This is a genomic window from Sphingosinicella sp. CPCC 101087, assembly GCF_004151485.1.
GTDB lineage: Bacteria > Pseudomonadota > Alphaproteobacteria > Sphingomonadales > Sphingomonadaceae > Allosphingosinicella.
Genome location: NZ_SBFF01000004.1, coordinates 252465 through 273832, shown reverse-complemented (window position 1 = coordinate 273832; position 21368 = coordinate 252465). Strand labels below are relative to the sequence as shown.

The 21368-nt window shown below is 66.8% G+C and carries 21 protein-coding genes; 15 read left to right on the top strand and 6 right to left on the bottom strand.

The features are described from left to right. The first annotated feature begins 79 nt into the window (after positions 1 to 79). Genes EKM57_RS08560 through EKM57_RS08545 form a run of 4 tightly spaced genes read left to right on the top strand, consistent with a single transcriptional unit; the run spans position 80 to position 6820 of the window. A complete protein-coding gene (locus tag EKM57_RS08560) occupies positions 80 to 1468 on the top strand; it encodes a TIGR03013 family XrtA/PEP-CTERM system glycosyltransferase (protein ID WP_129792065.1) in 1389 nt (462 codons plus the stop codon). After that, on the top strand, positions 1468 to 3552 hold the full coding sequence (gene prsK / locus EKM57_RS08555) for an XrtA/PEP-CTERM system histidine kinase PrsK (RefSeq protein WP_129792064.1): 2085 nt from the start codon (positions 1468 to 1470) through the stop codon (positions 3550 to 3552). Before EKM57_RS08560 ends, prsK begins: the two co-directional genes overlap by 1 nt. Then, positions 3549 to 4913: a PEP-CTERM-box response regulator transcription factor gene (gene prsR, locus EKM57_RS08550; protein WP_129792063.1), complete on the top strand. Its 1365-nt coding sequence runs from the start codon at positions 3549 to 3551 to the stop codon at positions 4911 to 4913. The genes prsK and prsR overlap by 4 nt, the downstream gene beginning before the upstream one ends. Then, a complete protein-coding gene (locus EKM57_RS08545) occupies positions 4910 to 6820 on the top strand; it encodes a tetratricopeptide repeat protein (RefSeq protein WP_129792062.1) in 1911 nt (636 codons plus the stop codon). The genes prsR and EKM57_RS08545 overlap by 4 nt, the downstream gene beginning before the upstream one ends. Before the next feature lie 88 nt (positions 6821 to 6908). On the opposite strand, the gene EKM57_RS08540 is transcribed toward EKM57_RS08545, so the two are convergent. Then, positions 6909 to 8693, bottom strand: coding sequence for an ABC-F family ATP-binding cassette domain-containing protein (locus EKM57_RS08540; protein ID WP_129792061.1), 1785 nt, complete (start codon positions 8691 to 8693; stop codon positions 6909 to 6911). Between the two features lie 85 nt (positions 8694 to 8778). Between EKM57_RS08540 and EKM57_RS08535 the strand changes: the two genes are divergently transcribed. The 10 genes from EKM57_RS08535 (at position 8779) to EKM57_RS08490 (ending at position 15034) form a co-directional block, all read left to right on the top strand. Continuing rightward, the gene (locus tag EKM57_RS08535) at positions 8779 to 9192 is read left to right on the top strand and encodes a response regulator transcription factor (protein ID WP_129792060.1); all 414 of its coding nucleotides are present in this window, start codon (positions 8779 to 8781) and stop codon (positions 9190 to 9192) included. Positions 9193 to 9328: 136 nt separating this feature from the next. Then, positions 9329 to 9703 (top strand): VOC family protein, encoded by a 375-nt coding sequence (locus EKM57_RS08530; protein WP_129792059.1) that lies wholly within the window; start codon positions 9329 to 9331, stop codon positions 9701 to 9703. A gap of 28 nt (positions 9704 to 9731) precedes the next feature. Next, positions 9732 to 10283, top strand: a complete 552-nt coding sequence (locus tag EKM57_RS08525) for a DUF4199 domain-containing protein (RefSeq protein WP_129792058.1) — start codon at positions 9732 to 9734, stop codon at positions 10281 to 10283. Positions 10284 to 10337: 54 nt separating this feature from the next. Next, positions 10338 to 10760 (top strand): ester cyclase, encoded by a 423-nt coding sequence (locus EKM57_RS08520; RefSeq protein ID WP_129792057.1) that lies wholly within the window; start codon positions 10338 to 10340, stop codon positions 10758 to 10760. After that, positions 10760 to 11359: a TetR/AcrR family transcriptional regulator gene (locus EKM57_RS08515; protein ID WP_129792056.1), complete on the top strand. Its 600-nt coding sequence runs from the start codon at positions 10760 to 10762 to the stop codon at positions 11357 to 11359. Before EKM57_RS08520 ends, EKM57_RS08515 begins: the two co-directional genes overlap by 1 nt. Before the next feature lie 156 nt (positions 11360 to 11515). Continuing rightward, a complete protein-coding gene (locus EKM57_RS08510; protein WP_129792055.1) occupies positions 11516 to 11803 on the top strand; it encodes a hypothetical protein in 288 nt (95 codons plus the stop codon). Between the two features lie 153 nt (positions 11804 to 11956). After that, positions 11957 to 12622 (top strand): response regulator transcription factor, encoded by a 666-nt coding sequence (locus EKM57_RS08505; RefSeq protein ID WP_114954558.1) that lies wholly within the window; start codon positions 11957 to 11959, stop codon positions 12620 to 12622. Positions 12623 to 12830: 208 nt separating this feature from the next. Beyond that, positions 12831 to 14144, top strand: a complete 1314-nt coding sequence (locus EKM57_RS08500) for a sensor histidine kinase (RefSeq protein WP_129792054.1) — start codon at positions 12831 to 12833, stop codon at positions 14142 to 14144. A 43-nt stretch (positions 14145 to 14187) separates the two neighbouring features. Beyond that, positions 14188 to 14586: a GFA family protein gene (locus EKM57_RS08495; protein ID WP_243450953.1), complete on the top strand. Its 399-nt coding sequence runs from the start codon at positions 14188 to 14190 to the stop codon at positions 14584 to 14586. Between the two features lie 79 nt (positions 14587 to 14665). Then, positions 14666 to 15034 (top strand): hypothetical protein, encoded by a 369-nt coding sequence (locus tag EKM57_RS08490; RefSeq protein ID WP_129792052.1) that lies wholly within the window; start codon positions 14666 to 14668, stop codon positions 15032 to 15034. 22 nt (positions 15035 to 15056) lie between these two features. On the opposite strand, the gene EKM57_RS08485 is transcribed toward EKM57_RS08490, so the two are convergent. The 3 genes from EKM57_RS08485 to EKM57_RS08475 are packed head-to-tail and all read right to left on the bottom strand — an operon-like array spanning position 15057 to position 18555. Continuing rightward, complete coding sequence (locus tag EKM57_RS08485; RefSeq protein ID WP_129792051.1) at positions 15057 to 15824, bottom strand: phytanoyl-CoA dioxygenase family protein; 768 nt, start codon at positions 15822 to 15824, stop codon at positions 15057 to 15059. A 41-nt stretch (positions 15825 to 15865) separates the two neighbouring features. Further along, entirely contained in the window at positions 15866 to 18307 is a 2442-nt protein-coding gene (locus EKM57_RS08480) for a ligase-associated DNA damage response DEXH box helicase (protein WP_256386873.1), read from the bottom strand. Positions 18308 to 18363: 56 nt separating this feature from the next. After that, positions 18364 to 18555, bottom strand: coding sequence for a hypothetical protein (locus EKM57_RS08475; protein WP_129792050.1), 192 nt, complete (start codon positions 18553 to 18555; stop codon positions 18364 to 18366). 63 nt (positions 18556 to 18618) lie between these two features. Here EKM57_RS08475 and EKM57_RS08470 point away from each other — a divergent pair, with 63 nt between their 5' ends. Further along, positions 18619 to 19617, top strand: coding sequence for a ligase-associated DNA damage response exonuclease (locus EKM57_RS08470; RefSeq protein WP_129792049.1), 999 nt, complete (start codon positions 18619 to 18621; stop codon positions 19615 to 19617). Between the two features lie 31 nt (positions 19618 to 19648). Here EKM57_RS08470 and EKM57_RS08465 read toward each other — a convergent pair whose 3' ends face one another. Next, complete coding sequence (locus EKM57_RS08465) at positions 19649 to 19897, bottom strand: hypothetical protein (RefSeq protein ID WP_129792048.1); 249 nt, start codon at positions 19895 to 19897, stop codon at positions 19649 to 19651. After that, entirely contained in the window at positions 19897 to 21282 is a 1386-nt protein-coding gene (gene pgmG / locus EKM57_RS08460; protein WP_129792047.1) for a phosphoglucomutase/phosphomannomutase PgmG, read from the bottom strand. The genes EKM57_RS08465 and pgmG overlap by 1 nt, the downstream gene beginning before the upstream one ends. Positions 21283 to 21368 lie beyond the last annotated feature (86 nt).

Sequence of the window (21368 nt, the reverse complement as noted above, 5' to 3'; positions counted from 1 at the left end):
CACTTCGCCTCGGTGACGAAGGCGCGGCGCCGATCTGGCGCGCGGCCGTCCGGCCCGCGCTTCGCGAGGCCCGTCCATCATGATCCGAATCTTCAAACATTACCTGCCGGTCTCCGTGTTGCTGCTGGCGGCAATCGATTTCGCGCTGCTCATGGTCGCGGCAGAAGCCGGCTGGGCCCTGCGCGTGTGGCAGGTCGACGGCAAGTTCGACCCGGAGGCGGCGCGGCTTCCCAACATGCTTGCGTTCGCGCTCGCGATGCAGGCGGCCATGGTGGCCGTCGGCGTCTACGGCGTGCAGGCGCTGCAGTCGGTGCGGTTCGCCGTCGCTCGCCTGCTCGTGGCGGTCGCGCTCGGAATCCTGCTCCTGTCGCTGGTCTTCTTCGCTTTCCCTCCGGTCAGCTTCTGGCGCTCCAGCCTGCTCTACGCCACCTTGCTGGCCCTATTCGGCCTGGGCGGGCTCCGAGCCCTGCTCCGCGACCTGATCGGTGGGCGGCATTTCCGGCGTCGCGTCCTCGTGCTGGGCGCCGGGCCGCGCGCCGCCCGGATCCAAGCGCTTGCGGAGCGGGCCGGATCCGGTTTCCACGTCGTCGGCTTCGTCGGGATGAACGACGGGCCCGCCGCCGTAGTCGGCTCGGTCAATCGCGACGACATAGCGAGTCTTCCCCGCCATCTGCTCGACCTCGGGGCCGGCGAGGTGGTGCTGGCGCTGGAGGAGCGCCGCAACGCTTTGCCGCTCAACGATCTACTGCGAATCAAGACGACCGGGGTCGAGGTGCATGATTTCTCGACCTTCATCGAGCGCGAGACCGGCCGGGTCGACCTCGACAGCCTCAATCCCTCCTGGCTGATCTTCTCCGACGGCTTCTCCGCAGGCCGCCGGCTGTCGAGCCTCGGCAAGCGGCTGTTCGACGTGGCGGTGAGCCTGTCGATCCTGCTCCTTGCTGTCCCGCTGATCGCGATCACGGCGATCGCGGTGAAGCTGGAAAGCCGTGGTCCGGTTTTCTATCGGCAGCGCCGTGTCGGCCTGTACGGCCAAACCTTCGACGTCGTGAAGATCCGCTCGATGCGCGTCGATGCCGAGGTCGGGGGCAAGGCGGTGTGGGCGCAGCGCGACGATCCGCGTGTCACGCGGGTCGGCCGCCTGATCCGGAAGCTCAGGATCGACGAGCTTCCGCAGGCCTGGAGCGTGCTGCGCGGCGAGATGAGCTTTGTCGGTCCGCGGCCGGAGCGACCGCAATTCGTCGCGGATCTCGAAGCCCGGCTTCCTTATTATTCGGAGCGCCACGTGGTGAAGCCGGGAATCACCGGCTGGGCCCAGATCAACTATCCATACGGAGCATCGATCGAGGATGCGCGTGAGAAGCTCGAATTCGATCTCTATTACGCCAAGAACTACACGCCATTTCTCGACATATTGATCCTGCTCCAGACGGCGCGGGTGATCCTCTGGCCGGAGGGCGCGCGCTGATGCTCGGGCTGATCGCGCTGTGGAGCCATCTCCTCGCTGCCGGCCTATATGGAGCGCTGGCGATCTTCCAGCTCCGCCACTGGAACGGCGATCCGCTCAATCGGCCGCTGGTCACCGCCTTCGCCACCGTCTCCGTTTGGGCGATCTTCCTGGCCCTGCTCGGACGCTACGACATGCTCGCCCAGCTCTTCGAGAGTGCGCGCAACCTTGCCTTTCTCGCCTTCATGTACGGCATCATGCAAAAAGCCGGCGGCGGCAGCGCCCAGCGTGCGGTCAAGTCGGTCTATGCCGCCGTGGCCGCTGTGGCCGGCCTGCAGATCGTGGTCGGCGGCATCATGGCCGAATATCGTGAAGTCGGGATCGTGTTCGAGTCGCTCGTCACCACCCTTGAGATACTTGGCCTCACTTTGGCTGCCGGCGCGCTGATACTGGTTCACAACCTGTACGGGCAGGCCGCGCCTGGTTCGCGCAATGCCCTCCGCTTTCCGATGATCGCGCTGGCAGCGATGTGGGCTTACGATCTCCACCTCTACACGGTCGCCTATTTCTCGCGCGGCAGCGCCGAAGCCCTTTTCGCAATGCGCGGAGTGGTGATGGCGATGCTCGCCGCGCTCTTCGCCCTGGGAATTCGCGGTCCGGCAAGCTGGAAGGTCCAGATCTCGCGTGCCGCGACCTTCCAGTCGCTCTCGGTTATCGCCATTCTCGCCTACCTGATCGTGATGATGTCCGCATCGCGGGCGCTGGAGATCGTCGGCGCCGGCTGGGGCGAGGTGGCTCAGCTCGGCGTCGTCGCGATCATGACCGGCGGCGCGCTGGTTCTGCTGCCGTCGCGTAGGGCGCGGGCCTGGCTTCAGGTCCTCGTCGCCAAGCATGTGTTCGAGCACCGCTACGACTATCGGCAGGAATGGCTGCGCTTCACCGACACGGTCGCCCGTCAGGGCGAGGACGGCGCCACACTCGAGGAGCGGGTCGTGAAAGCGCTTGCGGACATTGGCGGCTCGACGGCCGGCGTGCTGTTGATGACCGACGCTCATTACCGCCTGGTGGCGACGGCGCGCTGGAATTCGGCGTTGCCGCTGCCGCCGACCGGCAGCGGTGCCGAGGCACTGGCCCGCTTCGTCGAGGAGCAGGCTTATGTCGTGGACTTCGACGCGATTCGAGACGGTTGGCTGGTCAAGGGCGGCATCCGCCTTCCGGTGCCGGGATGGCTGGCCGGGCTGGAGCGCGCCTGGGCGGGGGTGCCGCTGATTCATTCCGGTCGGCTCGTCGGGCTGGTGATCCTCGAGCCGCCGGCTTTCCGGCGGCCGCTCGACTGGGAGGATTTCGACCTGTTCCGCGCCGCCGGCATTCAGGCCGCGAGCTATATCGCGGAGGCGCGCGGCCAGCAGGCGCTCGCCGACGCCCGCCGCTTCGACGAGTTCAACCGGCGATTCGCCTTCATCCTGCACGACATCAAGAATCTGGTCAGCCAACTCTCCCTGGTTGCCCGGAATTCCGAGCGGCACGCGGGCAATCCGGAATTCCGCGCCGACATGATCGCAACCTTGAAGGCCTCGGTGAAGAAGCTGAACGACCTGCTCGCCCGGCTGACGCCCGGCGGCGCGCGCGAGGCCGATCCGCCACGCCCGGTCGATGTGCGCCGCGTGATCGAATCGGTCGTCGCCGCGAAGCAGCGCGCCCATCCGATCCGGGCCGATGTGGCCGAGGCGCTGATCGCGAAGGCCGATGCGGCGGCGCTCGAGCAGGCGCTGGCTCATCTCCTCCAGAACGCCATCGACGCCAGCGGCCCTGCCGATCCGGTCGAGGTCCGTGGTTTCGAAAGCGGAGGCGACGTCGTCCTCGAGGTGATCGACCATGGCGGAGGAATGTCCGAGGATTTTGTCCGCTCCCGCCTGTTCCAGCCTTTCGCTTCTACCAAGGAAACCGGCTTCGGCATCGGCGCTTACGAGGCACGGGCCTTGATCGCAGCAATGGGGGGCCGGCTCGAGGTCGAAAGCGCGCTCGGCGAGGGCAGCCGGTTCACCCTTATCCTCCCGGGAACGCCAGTCCGTCCCGCCCTCGTGCATGAACGGATGCGAGCATGAATATCCCGGTCAGACCCAAACTCCTGATCGTCGAGGATGACGAAGGTCTGCAGCGCCAGCTTCGCTGGGCCTATGACGATTATGAAGTCCTGGTCGCTTCGGACCGCGACACCGCACTGAACATGGTTCGTTCGGCCGAGCCGGCGGTAGTGACGCTCGACCTCGGTCTGCCGCCCGATCCCGACGGCGTGAGCGAAGGCTTTGCCGCGCTCGAGCATATCCTGACCCTCAAGCCAGCGACCAAGGTGATCGTCGCCTCCGGCCACGGTGCGCGCGAGAGCGCGCTGAGGGCGATCGCCTCGGGTGCTTATGATTTCTACCAGAAACCGGTCGACATCGATCAGCTTGGTCTGATCGTTCGCCGCGCCTTCCAGCTTCATGAGATCGAATGCGAAAACAAGCGGCTGGAAAGCGAGATCGGGGAGAATCGCACCGTCCTCGGCACGATGATCACCGCCGCACCGGAGATGGTGAAGGTGGCGCGAACGATCGAACGCGTCGCCAACGCCGACGTGACTGTCATGCTGCTCGGCGCCAGTGGTACCGGAAAGGAGCTGCTCGCTCGCGGCGTCCACCAGCAGAGCCGCCGGCGCGGAGCGGGCTTCATCGCCATCAACTGCGCCGCCATCCCCGAGAATCTGCTCGAGGCGGAACTGTTCGGCTATGAGAAGGGCGCCTTCACCGGCGCGATCAAGACGACCGAGGGCAAGATCGAGCTCGCGCAGGGCGGAACCCTGTTCCTCGACGAGGTCGGCGACATTCCGCTGCAGCTCCAGGTCAAGCTACTGCGCTTCCTGCAGGAAAGAGTCATCGAGCGGATCGGGGGACGCCGACCAATCGCGGTGGATACGAGAGTCGTTTGCGCCACGCATCAGAATCTCGAGGAGATGATCGCGGCCGGCACGTTCCGGGAAGATCTTTACTACCGCCTGGCCGAGATCGTCGTGCGGATCCCGAGCCTTGCGGAGCGGAACGGCGACGCCGCTCTGCTCGCCAAGCATTTCCTCGCCCGCTTCGCCCGCGAGATGAACCCGCAGGTGAAGGGCTTCGCCCCCGGCGCATTGGCTGCGATCGAGCAATGGCGTTGGCCGGGAAACGTGCGCGAGCTGGAAAATCGGGTGAAGCGCGCGGTCATCATGGCCGATGGCCGGATGGTCTCGGCCGAGGATCTCGATCTCGCCTCGGTCGAGCAGGACGGACTTCCGGTCAATCTCAAGGCGGCGCGCGAGGCGGCCGACCGGGCGGTGATCCGCAAGGCGCTCGCGCAAGCGGATGGCAATATTTCGGGAACCGCCAAATTGCTCGGGATCAGCCGGCCGACGCTCTACGACCTGCTCAAGCAATACGGCATGCAGCCGTGATTCGCCGATTTCTCCTTCTGGCATCGCTCGCGCTCGCCGCCTGTGGCGGGCCAGCCGGCAGCCCCTATGAGCGGGGGGCGGCCGCCTTTCGGCGCGGCGACATCCGCACCGCGCGGGTCGAGCTGATGAATGCGCTCCAGGCCAATCCGGGCGACCGTGCCGCGCGGATGATGCAGGCGCGGGTCCAGCTCGCTTTGGGGGACGGCATCGCGGCGGAATCCGAGATCGCGCGGGCGCGTCAGTCGGGAGTTCCGGCGGAGGAAACCCGCCATCTCCTTGCCCATGCCCGCTTGCTCCAGAACGATCCGCGCGGCGCGCTCGCCGAAGCGGCGGTCGTGCCCGCGGCGCACGAGGCCTATGCGGCCCGGATGCGCGGCCGTGCGCTGCTCGCGCTGCATGACCTGGCCGCGGCGCAGGCGCAGCTCGACTATGCCGCCTCGCTGGCGCCGCGCGACAGTGCGGTGTGGATCGACCTGGCCCGATACCGCCGCGCGGCCGGCAATATTGCCGGCGCGCTGGAGGCGGTCGACCGCGCCCTGGCGCTCCGGCCGGGCGACGCCGAGGCGCTGGTGCTGCGAGGCGAGCTCAGCCGCGGACAATATGGCCTCTCCGCCGCTCTGCCGTGGTTCGATCGCGCGCTGGACGTGGATCCGGGCCATGTTCCCGCTCTGCTGGAGCGCGCCATCACCTATGGAGATCTCGGCAGGATGGGCGACATGCTCTCCGATGTCCGAGCAGTCCATGCGCTGACCGGCGGGCATCCGACCGCTTACTACCTTCAGGCCGTGCTGGCCGCCCGGGCGCGCAATTTCGAGCTTGCCCGTTCGCTTTACAATCGCACGCGCGGAGCGTTCGACTCCGTTCCGGCCGGGATGCTGCTCGGGGGCACGATCGACCTGGAGACCGGCAATGCGGCGCAAGCCGCCGACCGGCTCGCCGCCCTGGTTGCGCGCCAGCCGGCCAACCGCAAGGCACGCCGATTGCTCGCCGTCGCCCAATGGCGGATGGGCGACCTGATCGCGGCGGCGGAGACGCTGCGCCCGATCGTCGATGGACCCGATGCCGACGATTATGCGCTGACCTTGATGGGTCGACTGCTCGCGCGGCGCGGTGATGCCGCTGCGGCAGCACATTACCTCGCCCGCGCAGCCTTGCCGCAGCCCGGCGCCCTCACGCGTCTGGACCCGCTGGCCGACGGCGAGTTTGCGGACCTGCGGGCGGCGGCCGATGCTCGGCCCGGCGACGGTCCTATCCAGGTCCGTCTCGTCTCCGCCCTTCTCGCGCGCGGTCTGCGCGACGAGGCGCTGGAGAGGGCGCAGCGAATCCAGACGGCCAATCCTGGAGCTCCGGAAACCCATGTCCTCGTCGGCGACGTCCTCGGTACCGGCGGCGACTTCGCCGGCGCCGCGGAGCAATATCGCCGCGCCGCCAATCTCGCGTTTACCGAGCCGGTCGCCCTCCGCCTCATCGAGGCGCTTCAGCGCTCGGGCCAGGTGCCCGCGGCCGATCAGGTCCTGGAGCTCTACGTCCAGCAGAATCCGCGAAGCGTGCCCGGGCAGATATTGCTCGCGTCGCGGATGATGCAGCGCCGGGAATATGGGGAAGCGATCCTGGTCTACGAGAGTCTGCGTAGCCGCCTCGGGAACAATGATGCGACCATCCTCAACAATCTTGCCTGGGCCTATTCGGAAACCGGCGACTATGATTCGGCCGTCCCCCTCGCACGCCGGGCCTGGGCATTGGACCGCAACAACCCGGCGACCGCCGATACCTTGGGATGGATCCTGTTCAAGAGCGGCGAGGACCCCGCCGGCGGCCTGGCCCTGCTCGCACGCGCGACGCGCGGGGCGCCCAGCGAGGAAGCGATCAGGCGGCAGCTGGAACAAGCAGGCACGGCGGGACCGTGAACGTCACGGGGGCTGGGACGCATTCGCCTGAACCGGTCGAAGGCGCCTTTTTCCCGCCTCCCGCGAAGGGGCAGGAAACAGACCGACGCTAGCCCGCCAGGGACTCAGCCATTTCCGCAAGCTCCAGCCACCTCTCCTCGGCGGCGTCGCGCTCCGCACGGGCCTTATCGATTGCCGCGGTGAGCTGAGCGAACCGCTCCGGGTCGCGGCGATAGAGGTCGGGATCGGACAGGATGTTCTCGTCGCGCGCAATTTCCGCCTCCAGCGCTTCGATGCGCTGGGGAAGCAGGTCATAGTCGCGCTGGTCCTTGTAGCTCAACTTGGTGCGCGGACGCGGCGGGGGTGCGGTGTCCGCCGCCGCAGTGCCCTTGGCGGAAGCCTTGGTCTCGTTCGGCCGGCGCTTGCGCTCCCAATCTTCATAGCCGCCGGCAACGATATCGACCCGTCCCGACCCGTCCAGTCCGAGCGTGATGGTTACCGTCCGGTCGAGAAAGTCGCGGTCGTGGCTGACGATCAGCACGGTGCCGTCATAATCCGCGATCACTTCCTGCAGCAGGTCGAGGGTTTCGAGGTCGAGGTCGTTTGTGGGCTCGTCGAGCACCAGCAGGTTGGAGCGCCTGGCGAATTCGCGAGCCAGCAGCAGCCGCGAGCGCTCGCCTCCGGAAAGCGCCCCGATCTTCGTGTCGACCACGCCCGGATCGAACAGGAACTCCTTCAGATATCCCTGGACGTGCTTCTTCTGCCCGCGCACCTCGATCCAGTCGCCGCCATCGGCGAGTATGTCGCGTACCTTCTTGTCGGGATCGAGCAGCCTGCGCTGCTGGTCGATCATCACGCCGGTCAGGGTCCTTGCCCGGGTCACCTTGCCCTCGTCGGGCTCGATCTCGCCGGTGAGCAGCTTCAGGAGGGTGCTCTTGCCGGTGCCGTTGGCACCGACCAGGCCGATCCGGTCCCCTCGCTGGATGCGCAGCGAGAAGTCCTTGATGATCGTACGATCGCCAAAGCTCTTGGAAACCTTCTCGGCTTCGATGACCATCTTGGTCTTCACCTGGTCATTCTCGAGCGCGAGCTTCGCGGCACCCGCCGGTCCGAGCATCGCCGCCCTCGCGGCGCGCATCTCGTGCAGCTTGGCGAGCCGCCCCTGGTTGCGCCGCCGCCTTGCCGTCACGCCGCGTTGCAGCCAGTGCAGCTCGAGCTTCAGCTTGGCGTCGAGCTTCTCCGCGGCGCGCGCTTCTTCCTCGTAGACCTTCTCGGTCCAGGCGTCGAAGCCGCCATAGCCGATCTCCGCCCGTCGCAGCGTTCCCCTGTCGAGCCAAAGCGACGATCGGGTCAGCCGCTTCAGGAACGTACGATCGTGGCTGATCACGATGAACGCGCCGGCGAACCGCGAAAGCCAATCCTCCAGCCACTCGATACCGGCGAGGTCGAGGTGGTTTGTCGGTTCGTCCAGCAGCAGCACCTGCGGCTCCTGGCCTAGCGCCCGGGCGATCGCCGCCCGCCGCCTCTCGCCCCCGCTGGCGGTCGTCGCCGGCCGGTCGAGGTCGAGGCCTATCTGGGTGGCGATTGCCTCGACGGCATGCGCGGCCGGCGCGTCGGTTCCCGACAAGGCGAAATCCCGCAGCGTCTCGAATCGCGCTATCGGCGGATCCTGTTCGAGCAACACCACTTTCAGCCCCGGCTTGATCGTCCGCCGACCCTCGTCAGGATCGATCAGTCCGGCGAGGCACTTGAGCAGTGTCGTCTTGCCGGCCCCGTTGCGGCCGATCAGGGCGAGCCGGTCACGCTCGCCGACGAACAGGTCGAGCCTGCGAAACAGCCAGCCGGTACCCTGGATCAGGCCGAGATTCTCGTAAGCGAGGACAGGTGCTCCCATGCGCGCCAGATAGGGGCTCTGCCCGCCGCCGTCATCCTCGCTAGGTCGGCTGGTGGGATCCCGCCCTTTCTGACAGTCTGCGGGCATGGCGAGGACCGTCATTCTCTACGCTCTGGTGCTGGCGCTGGCGACCGCCGCGCTGGAATGGCTCGAATGGCATCGATCGATGCGCGCGCTCTCGGCCGAGATCTACATCGTCCTGCTCGCCGTCGGCTTCCTCGGACTGGGAATCTGGGCAGGCCGGCGGCTGACGTCCCGGCCCGCCCCAGCCCCGTTCGAACGCAACCAGGCTGCGATCCGCTCGCTCGGCCTCACACGTCGCGAATGCGAGATATTGGAGCTGCTCGCGACCGGGCAGTCGAACAAGGAAGTGGCACGAAGCCTCGGCATTTCGCCCAACACGGTGAAGACCCATGTCGCCCGGCTCTACGAGAAGCTGGAGGTGCAAAGGCGCGTCCAGGCCGTCGAGAAAGCACGGTGGCTTGCGCTGATCCCGTGAACTTCCTGCCCCGGGGCTGACGTGTCGCGCACAATTCGCCCGAATGCATGATTCTCGCCGGAATCACCCGTTCGGGCGATATCCGCCCTCCCTGTCCTGCCTTATCCTGATGCCTTTCACATGCATGGAGACGCGTATGTCGGTGGTCGGAATGGGTGGTTATTTCTTCCGGGCGAAGGATCCCGAGGCGATCAAGGCGTGGTATCGCGAGCATCTCGGGGTCGGCGGCGGCTGCGGTACTGGCGCCTCGGGCGAATGGTTCTGGTACCCTGAGCCCGGGCCGCTCCTTTTCGAGCCATTCCGGGAGGCGAGCGACTATTTTCCGCTCGAGAAGCAGGTGATGATCAACCTTCGGGTGCGCGACCTGGACGGCCTTCTGGCCCGGCTGAAGGCGTCGGGAATCGACGCGGTCACCAAGGCGGAGTGGGACACGCCCGAGACGGGTCGCTTCGCCCGCATTCACGACCCGGAGGGTAATCCCATCGAGCTTTGGGAGCCTCCGGCCCAATGATCTGCTTTGACCCAAGGGAGCGAAGGGAATGAAGTACGCCTTCACCTACGGTTCGCTCGCCGGACTGGCGGTCGTCGCCGTGATCGTGCTGGGCCTGACCTTCGCGGAGCGCGACGGATTCTTCACCTCCCAGTGGCTCGGCTACTTGGTGATGCTCGTTGCGCTGACGCTGATCTTCGTCGGCGTGAAGCGCTATCGCGATGTCGAGCGCGGAGGGGTCATCCGGTTCCTGCCGGCGCTTGGAATGGGGCTTGCCATCGCGGTCGTCGCGGCGCTCTTCTACGTCGCCGCCTGGGAGGCCTATCTCGCGGCGACCGACTATCGGTTCATGGACGAATATATCGCCTCGCTCGCCGAGAAGCGCCGCGCCGCCGGCGTGTCGGAGGCCGCGCTCGCGCAGGAGCTGGATCGCTATGAATGGATGCGGGCCAGCTATGCCAATCCTTTCATCCGCATTCCGATCACCTTCGTCGAAATCTTTCCGGTCGGCCTGCTGGTCGCCCTGGTTTCGGCGGCTCTGCTCCGAAACCCGCGCTTCCTCCCGCCGCGCGCCGCAAACGAGATAAGACATAAATCTTGACATGAGACATTAGTCTCATTATTTGAGCGCCTTCAACATGGATGGAGACGGCACATGGCGCTCACACCTGCCGAGATGGATGCCAAGCTCGACGAGCATTTCCGATTCGAGGCGTCGGACGACGTCGAAGGCGTGCTCGCCACGCTCAGCGACGAGGTGGAGCATGACGTTGTCGGCTGGCCGGGCGGTCCGGTTCGTGGCCACGCCGCGGTCCGGTCCTTCTACCAGGCCCTGTTCGCCGACCTCGCCAACGGCCGGGTCGAATCCCGGCGGCGGCTCTACGGCGATACCTTCATGGTCGACGATTCGGTCTGGCGCGGCACGGCGCCGGGCCGGCCGTTCGGGATCGACGGCCATGGCCGCCCGATCGAGTTCCGCCTGCTCCACGTGCTCGAATTCAGTGATTCCGGCCGGATCGCCCGAGAGAATGTCTGGATCGATCTCGCCTCCATCCAGCGCCAGCTGGCACCTGCCTGATGGCGGATTCCGAAGCCGGCGGCCGCTCCAACCAGAAGAGCCGGACGCGCAAGGATCTGATTCGAGCCGCTGCGCGGTTGATGAAGGACGGGCGCAGCCCCACGCTGGAGGAGGTCGCCGAGGCGGCGCTGGTCTCCCGCGCCACCGCCTATCGCTACTTCCCGGGCATTGAAGCCCTGCTCGTCGAGGCCGCGCTCGATCTCGCGATGCCCTCCGGCGAGACCTTGTTTGCCGACGACGACTCGTGCGATCCCGTCGAACGGCTGCACCGCGCGGATCGCGCCGTAGATGCGATGATCCGCGCCAATGAACCGGCGCTCCGGCGAATGCTGATTCACAGTGTCGAACGCGGGCTGGAGCCCGGTGACGCCCTGCCGGTCCGCCAGAACCGCCGGACGCCGCTCATCGAAGCGGCGATCGCCCCGGCCGCCGATTCCTTTGCTCCTGCCGCCCGAAATCTCCTCGTCAAGTCGCTTGCTCTCGTCATCGGCACAGAGGCGCGAGTAGCGTTCAAGGACGTGCTGCGTCTCGATGACGACGAGGCCGAGCAGGTTCGCGCCTGGATGATCGAAGCCCTGGTCGCCGCCGCCCGCCGCTGATGTGGCGCACGCTCCAAGCCCGCGCGAAATCATGCCGCTCCGCTTCCGTGCGCCGCCGGAATGTTAAGCAGGCCCTACGGCGCTATTCATGGCCTATTCAATGCCTTCTGCTATCCAGTCCCCGATCTCCTCGGGAAAAAGCTGAGCCTCGTCACAATGCGTATCCGCCTGCTACTCGCCATCGCCGCCTTGGCCGTGCCCTCAATTCCTGCCGAGGCGCGCGGGCTGCAGAACGTGCGCGAACAGGATCGCGCCTATCGCGCCGCCCAGCAGGGCCGCATCCTGCCCTTGCCGGCGATTCGATCGCGGATCCGGGTCCCAGGCGCCCAGTTCATCGGCGCCGAATTCGACGGACAGGTCTATCGGCTCAAATATATGCGCGGTGCCGAAGTCATCTGGATCGACGTCGACGCCCGCTCCGGTCGAGTCCTCGGCCGCCAATAGTCGCTCGCCACTGGCATCCGGGCCGCGCTCTTCCCATTTCAGTTCAGGAACATTAGGCGTCCGTACCGATTGGACGGACGCCTGAGCCGCTTTGGGCCGGCCGCAGGCTATTCTGCGACCGCAGGAGCGGAGCAAGAAACGAGGGGAGAGACGATGCGCGTGCTGATCGTCGAGGACGAACCGAATCTGAGTCGCCAGCTTCGTGCGACGCTGGAAGGCGCCGGCTATGCCGTCGATCACGCGGCCAATGGCGAGGACGGCCACTATCTCGGCTCGACCGAGACCTATGACGCAATCATCCTCGATCTCGGCTTGCCGGAAATTGACGGCCTCACCGTGCTCGACCGCTGGCGCAAGGAGGGGATCAAGGTTCCGGTGCTGGTACTGACCGCCCGCGACAGCTGGTCCGACAAGGTCGCCGGGCTCGATGCCGGCGCCGATGACTATCTTGCCAAGCCCTTCCAGACGGAGGAGTTGATCGCCCGCCTGCGTGCATTGATCCGCCGAGCCTCGGGAAATGCCAGCTCGGAACTCACCGCCGGTCCGGTCCGGCTCGACACCCGCTCGGGCAAGGTGACGCTCGACGGCGAGCCGGTGAAGCTCACGGCGCAGGAATATAAGCTGCTGTCCTATCTGATGCACCACAAAGGCAAGGTCGTTTCGCGGACCGAGCTGATCGAGCATATCTACGATCAGGATTTCGACCGCGACTCGAACACGATCGAGGTGTTCGTCACCCGCATCCGCAAGAAGCTCGGACCCGATGTCATCACCACGATACGAGGTCTCGGCTACTCGCTCGAGGAGCCCCGGGCCTGATCTCGAAATGCCGGCCGGTCCGTGCCGCCTCGGCGCGCCCTAATCCTGCGTTCAGGCCAGCCGGGCCATGATCGACGCGGCGGGAAACGCGCCTGAACCGGCCGAGCGCGAGGCCCGCGCCCATGGGAGCGGCCGCCGCGGGATGAGATTGGCGCGATTCTGGACGAGGGCTGCGGGCGGGCGGCGCAGCGGCTCCCTCACCCGCCGCATGATCGTCATCGCGGCGATCTGGATCAGCATCCTGCTTGGCCTCGGCGGCTATACCCTCGATCGCGTCCTCACCTCGGCAATCACGGCCAATTTCGACGGCCAGCTAGATTATGTGCTGACCGCGATGATCGCTTCGTCGGAAATCGGCCCGGACGGCGAAGTGCTGTTCAACCGGCCACCCGCCGACCAGCGGTTCCTCGAGCCCTATTCCGGCCTCTATTACCAGATCAGCGGAGAGGGGTTCGACCCCTTTCCCTCCCGCTCACTCTGGGACCGGCGGCTCGCGGTCGGTCCTTCACATGCCGACGACGAGGTTCATTTCTACGACAGCGAAGAGTTCCCGATGGAGAAGCTGCGGGTCGCCGAGCGCGACGTGCGGCTGCCTGGATCGCCGGTGCGCTGGCGGTTCCAGGTTGCGCAGAGCCGGGACATACTCGACGAGCAGATTGGAGTGCTCCGACGAACCCTCGTTCGTTCGTTCGGAATACTCGGTCTCGGCCTCGTCATTCTCGCGGCGCTGCAGGCGGTCTACGGCCTCTGGCCGCTGCGGCGTGTCCGCCGCGCGATCGCCGCGATACGATCGGGCCGCAAGTCGCGTGTCGAGGAAAGGCTGCCGCGAGAGATCGAGCCGCTTACCGAGGAATTGAACGCCCTGCTCGAGCATAATGAGAAGCAGGCCGAGGAGGCGCGCCGCCATGCCGGCAACCTTGCTCATGCGCTCAAGACTCCGCTCACCGTCATCACCAATGCCGCCACGGCGCGCAGTCCTGACCTTGCCGACACGGTGATCCGCGAAGCCACCACGATGCGCCGCCAGGTCGACCATCATCTCGCCCGCGCCCGCGCCATCGGCCGCCGCTCCAGCGCTCAGGCCCGCTCGCCGGTATGGCCGGCCCTGGAGGCGGTCGAGCGCGCCGTTAGCCGTCTGTACGAGAACGTCACCGTCGACCTGGCTGGCAGCAAGGCCGCCGCGGTCCGGGTCGAGCGCCAGGATCTCGACGAGATGCTGGGTAACCTCATCGAGAATGCGGCGAAATATGGCGGCGGCCGGGTGTTCGTCACGGTGAAGACCACGCCCGACTGTGTCGAGGTCGAGGTCGAGGACGACGGCGCCGGAATACCCGAGGCGGAGCGCGCGTCCATCTTCGCCCGCGGCGCGCGTCTGGACACCGGCAAGCCCGGCACGGGTCTCGGCCTCGCCATCGTTCGTGATGTCGCGACAATCTACGGCGGCTCGGTCGAGCTGGAAGAAAGCGAGGATCTCGGCGGCCTGCTCGCGCGACTGAAGCTGCCGATCGCCGATGGGGCCTGACCATGGCCTTCCCTTGTCCCACTCGTCCTGTCGGGAGGCGTTCGTGACCCAGAACATCACCGGAGGCTGTTTGTGCGGCGCCTGCCGCTACCGAGCTGCGGCCGAGCCGATCAATATCCGCGCCTGCCATTGCCGCCTCTGTCAGAAGGCGACCGGCGCCCCGTTCTATGCGCGCGTGCTGGTTACGACCGATTCGGTCGAGATACAGGGCCCCGTCGGCTGGCACGCCTCCTCACCGGGGATCCGCCGCGGCTTTTGCACGCGCTGCGGGACGAGCCTCTTCTCGGAACGGGCAAGCGCGGGCGTGATCGGCCTCACCCACGGTGGCCTGGACGATCCTGACGCCTTCCCACCGGCCGAGCATATCTGGGTGTCGAGCAAGCAGGCCTGGGTCGTGCCCGGCGACGGTCTGCCGCAATACTCCGAGGGCGCCCCCGCCTGATACGCTTCAATCCGCTTCCGTCGGCGGCATGGCGAGGCTATGACCGTTCCGGAGGGACATCGATCCGGGAGCGAAGAGGATGAGCGCGTTGGACAGCATTCTGGGACAGGTCGCTCAGAACGTCGATATCCGAAATCTCGCGGCGAAGGTGGGGCTTTCTCCCGAGCAGGTCGAGGCAGCGGTCACGGCGCTCGCTCGCTCTCACGTCGCCCCGGGCGATACGGCGAGCGGCGCCGCGGCGGCTACTGGCCTGCCGACCGGCACGCTCAACGAGATTATCGGCCATATTGGCGGCGAGGGCTCGCTGGGACAGTTCGCGACCCTGTTGCAGGGCCAGGAAGGCCTGCTCGGCAAGGTCGGCGGCATGCTCGACCGCGACGGCGACGGTAATCCGCTCAACGATCTCGGCGGCCTCGCCCAAAACTTCCTTGGCGGCAACCGGACCTGATCGCCGGCGTTTCGAGCCCTTTCTAGTCCTGCCTGTCCAGCGCCATCCGGATCGCCGCCTCCACCGGCGACGGTCCCGAGAGGCTGAGCGGCTCGGCCGGCAGGAGCGGTGGCTGGGCCAGGAAGCGGGGACGCGTGCCGCGATGGGGCTGCGCCGCATGAACGAGGAAGGGGTGGCAGAGAAAGACCGTCCCGGCCTCACCGGTCGCCGCCGCCTCCGGACAATCGGCCGTCTCGGCGAACTCGTCCGCGGCCAGTTCCCGGAGCGACAGCCCTTCCTCGCCCGCGGGGGCGAGCCGGCGCGCAATTTCGAGATGCGATCCGATCCGGATCCGGGTCGGCGCATCCTTCTCGCCCACGTCCGAGAAGAGGAAGAGCATCAGCAGGGCCCGGCCCCGGGACGTCACGTTCGCCCGCCAGCTCAGAAAATCGGGCGATTCGACGCCGAAGCTCATGTCGAGATGCCAGCCGGCGTCACCCGGATCCTCGTCCGACGGGAAGCGGACCGGAAAGGTCCCCATGGCGCCGACTCGCAGCCAGCGACCCCGGCCGACCAGGCGGTCGAACGCCGCATGCAGCACAGGTGTGTTCGCCGCCTCCACGAATGGGGGCTGGTGATACATGCCGAGCCGGATCACCGGCCTGGTCCAGGTCGAGGGATCGTCGGGATCGCAGCCGGTGTCGCGCCACAATATAGCGCGCGCCGCGTCGGCGGTCGCCCGCGAAAAGGCGCCCTCGATCCTCACATATCCTTCGCGGACGAAGTTCTGCACCTGGTTTTCGTCGATCATTTGCGCGAAATGGCCACCCCCCCGCGGCGGCGCAAGACATATCAGCCCACCCGCATCGCTTCCTCGGCCAGCGCCTCGGCCTCGATCAGCAGCTCGTCTTCCGCGGTTCCGGCCGGCGCCGTCTCGCGGCCGATCATGATCAGTACCGGCACCGCCATCGGCGTAATCCGGTCGAGGTCGACGTGGAGCATCGTCGCGGCTGCCCGGTCGAGCAGCGATCCGAGGCGGCGCACATCCGTGAGACGCGTCCTCGCATCCTCCCACGCGGCGCGCAGCAGCAGGTGGTCGGGCTCGTAGCGACGCAGGACGTCGTAGATGAGGTCGGTCGAGAAGCTCACCTGCCGGCCCGACTTGCGCCGACCCGGATGCTGCCGTTCCACTAGGCCGCCGATCACCGCCACTTCGCGAAATGCGCGCTTGAGCAGGTTCGATCCTTGCACCCATTGAACGAATTCGTCCTCGAGCAGGTCGGGGCTGAACAGAGCCTGCGGATCGAGAATCGGCTCCAGCCCGTAGCAGGCGAGCGCATAATCGTTCGCGACGAATCCGAGCGGCTTCAGGCCGGTCGCTTCCATCCGCCGCATGATCAGCATGCCGAGCGACTGGTGCGCGTTCCAGCCCTCGAAGCTGTAGGCGACAAGATAATGGCGCTGCTCGTGCGGAAAGGTCTCGACGAGGAGTTGGTCGGGCTGGGGCAGCACCGATCGATAGGCCTGCATCTCCAGCCATTCCCGCACGTCGTCGGGAAAGCGTCGCCATTCCCCGCGGTCGGCGAGAAATCGGCGAACTCGGTTGGCCAGGTGGGTGGTCATCGCCAGGCGCGTGCCGACATAGGTCGGGATGCGCGCCGACTTCCGTGTCGCGCGGACGATGATCTCGGTTCCGGTCATCCGCTCGATTTCGAGGCTCAGGCCGGCGAAGAAGAAGGTGTCTCCGACGGACAAGGAGGAGGCGAAGACGTCCTCCACGGTTCCGAGCCGCCGTCCGTTGCGGAAGCGTACGTCGAGCACCGGTGCGTCGACGATGATCCCGGCATTCATCCGGTGCTGCTGGACGAATCGTGGGTGCGACACGCGCCAGAGACCGTCCTCGCCCCGCTTGATTCTCTTGTATCGGTCGTAGGCGCGCAACGCATAGCCGCCGCTCTCGACGAAGCCGAGGATGCGGCGGAGGGTCTCCGCGTCGAGCTTCGCATAAGGCGCGGCGCTGCGCACTTCGGCCAGCATTTCGGCTTCGTCGAACGGGGCCGCGCAGGCAGCCGCCATGACATGCTGCGCCAGCACGTCCAGCGCGCCCTCGCGGAACTGGTCCTGATCGAGCTCGCCTTCGTCCACCGCGTCGAGCGCTGCCAGCGCCTCGAGGAACTCGAATCGGTTGCCCGGAACGAGCAGTCCCTCGCTCGGTTCGTCGAGCCGGTGGTTGGCGCGTCCGATCCGCTGCACCAGGCGCGATGATCCCTTGGGCGCGCCCATCTGGACGACCAGGTCGATGTCGCCCCAGTCGACGCCGAGGTCGAGGCTGGCGGTGCAGACCAGAGCACGCAGCCGTCCCGCCGCGACCGCCGCCTCGACCTTGCGCCTCGCCTCCACCGCCAGGCTTCCATGATGTATGCCGATCGGCAAGGACTGCTCGTTGACCTTCCACAATTCCTGGAAGGTCAGCTCCGCGAGTCCGCGCGTGTTGCAGAAGACGAGCGTCGTGCGGTGGCGCTCGATCTCGCGCATCACCTGCGCCGCCCCCCATTTGCCGCTATGCCCGGACCAGGGCACGCGCTCGTCCTGAGGCAGCATGATGGCGATCTTCGGATCGGCACCCGGATCCCCCATCACCAGCCGGACCGATTCGCCGTCCGCATCCGGTGCGAGCCAGCGCCGATAAGCGTCCGGATCCGCGATCGTAGCCGACAGGCCGACCCTTCGAAGCCGCGGCGCGAGGCGCTGAAGGCGCGCCATCGCCAACGACAGCAAGTCGCCGCGCTTGCCGGTGGCGAAGGCATGGATCTCGTCGATCACAACGGTCCCGAGCTCGGCGAACAGTCGGTAGCTGTCCTCGTGGCTCAGCAGCAGGCTCAGCGATTCGGGGGTGGTCAGCAGCATCTGCGGCGGCCGCGATCGTTGGCGGGCCTTGCGGTCCGACGGCGTGTCGCCCGTTCGGGTCTCGACCCGGATCCGCAGGCCCATCTCTTCGATGGGATCGAGGAGATTTCGCTGCACGTCGACCGCCAGCGCCTTCAGCGGCGAGATATAGAGGGTGTGCAACCCGTCGACAGGGTCGCCGGCCAGCTCGGCGAGGCTCGGCAGAAATCCCGCCATGGTCTTGCCCGAGCCGGTGGGTGCGACGAGCAACGCGCTCCGCCCGGCCCGCGCCGCCTCCAGCATCTCGCGCTGGTGCCGACGCACCGCCCAGCCTCTCGCGGCGAACCAGCCGGCGATTGGCGCTGGAAGGAAGGCGACGTCCTCGAGCACGAATGCGTCATGCCTCACGCATCAGCGCGGCGGAAGCTGCCCCGCACTATTGGCTTTGCACGACGTTTCGTTCTTCAGGGCACGTTATCGCTCTCGCCGCGATGCGCGCGCTCTTCTTCCTCGTACAGGCGATGCGTCGCCCGTTCGCTCCGCTCCACGTCGCGGCGGGAGCTACGATTGCGCAACGCCGCCCAGGCGATGACGATGGCGAGCACGATGGCGCCGACTATGGTGAGCAGCGACCAGTTGAATCCGCCTAAATCCATCGCTTTCGCTCCTTGTCCTGCTCGGCGGTTGGTGGTCCGCCACTCTCACTCCATATAGCTCACATGGCGCGCCTGGGTTCCTGGATTGAACCATTTTCCGATGGCATCTACGTGCGTCCTGCAGACGCGTGGGTCGATCCGGCGCAGCCGAAGCCCCGCGCCATCGTGACTCACGGCCATGGGGATCATGCCCGTGGCGGCCACGGCGCGGTGTGGGCGACGCCCGAGACTCTCGCGATCATGGAGACACGCTACGGGCCCCAGGAGGGACGACCTTTGGCCTATGGCGAGGCGGTCCGGCTGGGCGAAGTCGACCTGAGGTTCGTCCCTGCCGGCCACGTCCTCGGCTCGGCCCAGATCGTGCTCGAACATGCCGGCGAGCGAGTCGTCGTTTCCGGCGACTACAAGCGCCGGCCCGATCCGACGTGCGCGCCGTTCGAGCCGGTCCCCTGCGATGTCTTCGTCACGGAGGCGACGTTCGGCCTACCGGTCTTCCGCCATCCGGCCACAGTGGAGGAAATCGATCGGCTGCTCGCCCGGCTGCACGACAATCCCGATCGCTGCATCCTCGTCGGCGCCTATGCCCTCGGCAAGGCGCAGCGCTTGATCGCGGAGCTGCGCTGCCGCGGTCATCACGAGCCGATCCATATCCATGGCGCGCTACAGCGGCTGTGCGACCTTTATATCGGATTCGGGGTGCCGCTCGGAGAGCTGCGTCCGGCGACCGGCGTCGCCAAGGACGAGATGAGGGGCCGAATCGTGCTCGCTCCTCCCGGCTGCCTAAACGACCGGTGGTCGCGCCGTCTTCCCGATCCGATCACCGCCATGGCGTCGGGCTGGATGCGGATCCGACAGCGGGCGCGCCAGCGGATGGTCGAGCTCCCGCTCATCGTCTCCGACCATGCCGATTGGGACGAGCTTACCCGCACGATCGCCGAGCTCGCCCCGCGCGAGGTCTGGATCACCCATGGGCGGGAGGAGGCGCTCAAGCACTGGTGCATGACTCGCCAGATCAAGGCCCGCGAACTCAATCTCGTCGGATATGAGGACGAGGACGACTGAACCGTGCTCCGCATGGAGAGAGCCGGCTACCTTATCCCCGCCCGCCCGCCAGAAGCGCGAATGCCAGCGCAGCCACCGCCAAGATTCCCCACCGCGCCAAGCGTTCGGCCCGGAAGCTCTCCGCCCGCGTCAGTACGAGGCTGCTTACCGGCATGATGACGAGCATCAATCCAACCGACAGGGCCGCTCCGGCGATCCAGCCCGCCGTCAGTGCCGCCGCCACGGCGAGGGCGGCCCAGGCCAAGCCGAAAATGACGGGCTCGGCACGAAGCTGGGGCATCAGTGGCCGGCCTGCGGGCCGCGCTCGATGCCCGACAAACCGAGCTGCGCGTCGATCTGCGCCACCAGCCGCTCCAGGCCCGCTTCGTCCTTCGCTTCGGCGCGTGCGACCAGCACGTCCTGCGTGTTGGACGCGCGCAGCAGCCACCATCCGTCGGGCGTGGTGACGCGCGCGCCGTCGGTCCGATTCACGTCGGCACCATCCGCCGAGAGCCGGTCGAGCACTTCGTCGACTACTGCGAACTTGCGGCTTTCGTCGACCTGGAAGCGCATTTCGGGCGTGTTGATCACCTTGGGCATGGCCGACTTCAAGGCGGTGAGTGATTCGCCGAGTCCCGTCACCGCGCGGATGAGCCGGACGGCGGCATAGAGTGCATCGTCGAAGCCGTAAAACTGGTGGGCGAAGAAGATATGGCCGCTCATCTCTCCAGCCAAAGGCGCCCCGGTCTCCTTCATCTTCGACTTTATCAGGCTGTGCCCCGTCTTCCACATGCAGGGCTTGCCCCCGAGTTCGGCGATGCGGTCGAACAGAGCCTGGCTCGCCTTGACGTCGGCGATGATCGTGGAGCCAGGCTCCGCCTGGAGCACCGGCTCGGCGAGGATGGCGAGCAGCTGATCGCCCCAGATCACGCGTCCTTCGCCATCGACAGCGCCGATCCGGTCGCCGTCGCCATCGAAGGCGACGCCGAAGTCCAGGCGCTTCTCGCGCACGAGCGCCTTCAGGTCCTCGAGATTGCGCTCGTCGGTCGGGTCGGGATGATGATTGGGGAAGCGGGCGTCGATGTCCGTATAGAGGAGGTGATGCTCGCCCGGCAGCTTTGCCGTGAGCTTCTCGACGGCCGGACCGGCGGCCCCGTTGCCGGCGTCCCAGCCGATCCTGAAAGGCCCGCCGTCGAAGTCCTGGAGCAGTCGGTCGACATATCGATCGAGCACTTCGTCATCCTCGACCGACCCGTTGCCTTCTTCCCAGTCTCCGGCCGCAGCCATGCGCCCGACCTTCTGGATTTCCTCGCCGAAGAAGGCGCTGTGTCCGAGCACCATCTTGAAACCATTATATTCGGGCGGATTGTGGCTGCCGGTGATCTGGATGCCGCCGCCCACGCCGACGAGCTCTGCCTCGGCATAATAGAGCATTGGCGTCGGACCGACACCTACCCGGACGACGTCGACGCCGCTGCCGGTCAGCCCGCGCACCAGCGCGGTCTCGAACGCCGGCGAGCTTTCCCGTCCGTCCCGGCCGACCGCTACCTTGCCGCCTCCACCCCGCCGAACGAGCGTGCCGAAGCTTCGGCCGAGCGCATAAGCGTCGTCCTCGCTCAGGGTCTTCCCGACGATTCCGCGAATGTCATATTCGCGCAGCGAAGAGGGATGGAAGCTGTGGGACATTCAGGCAACTCCATGATTGGAGACAAGGAGGAACGAGCCGGAACCGGTCGTGCCGGTCCCGCCTAGAGCATGAAGGCAGCCCGTGT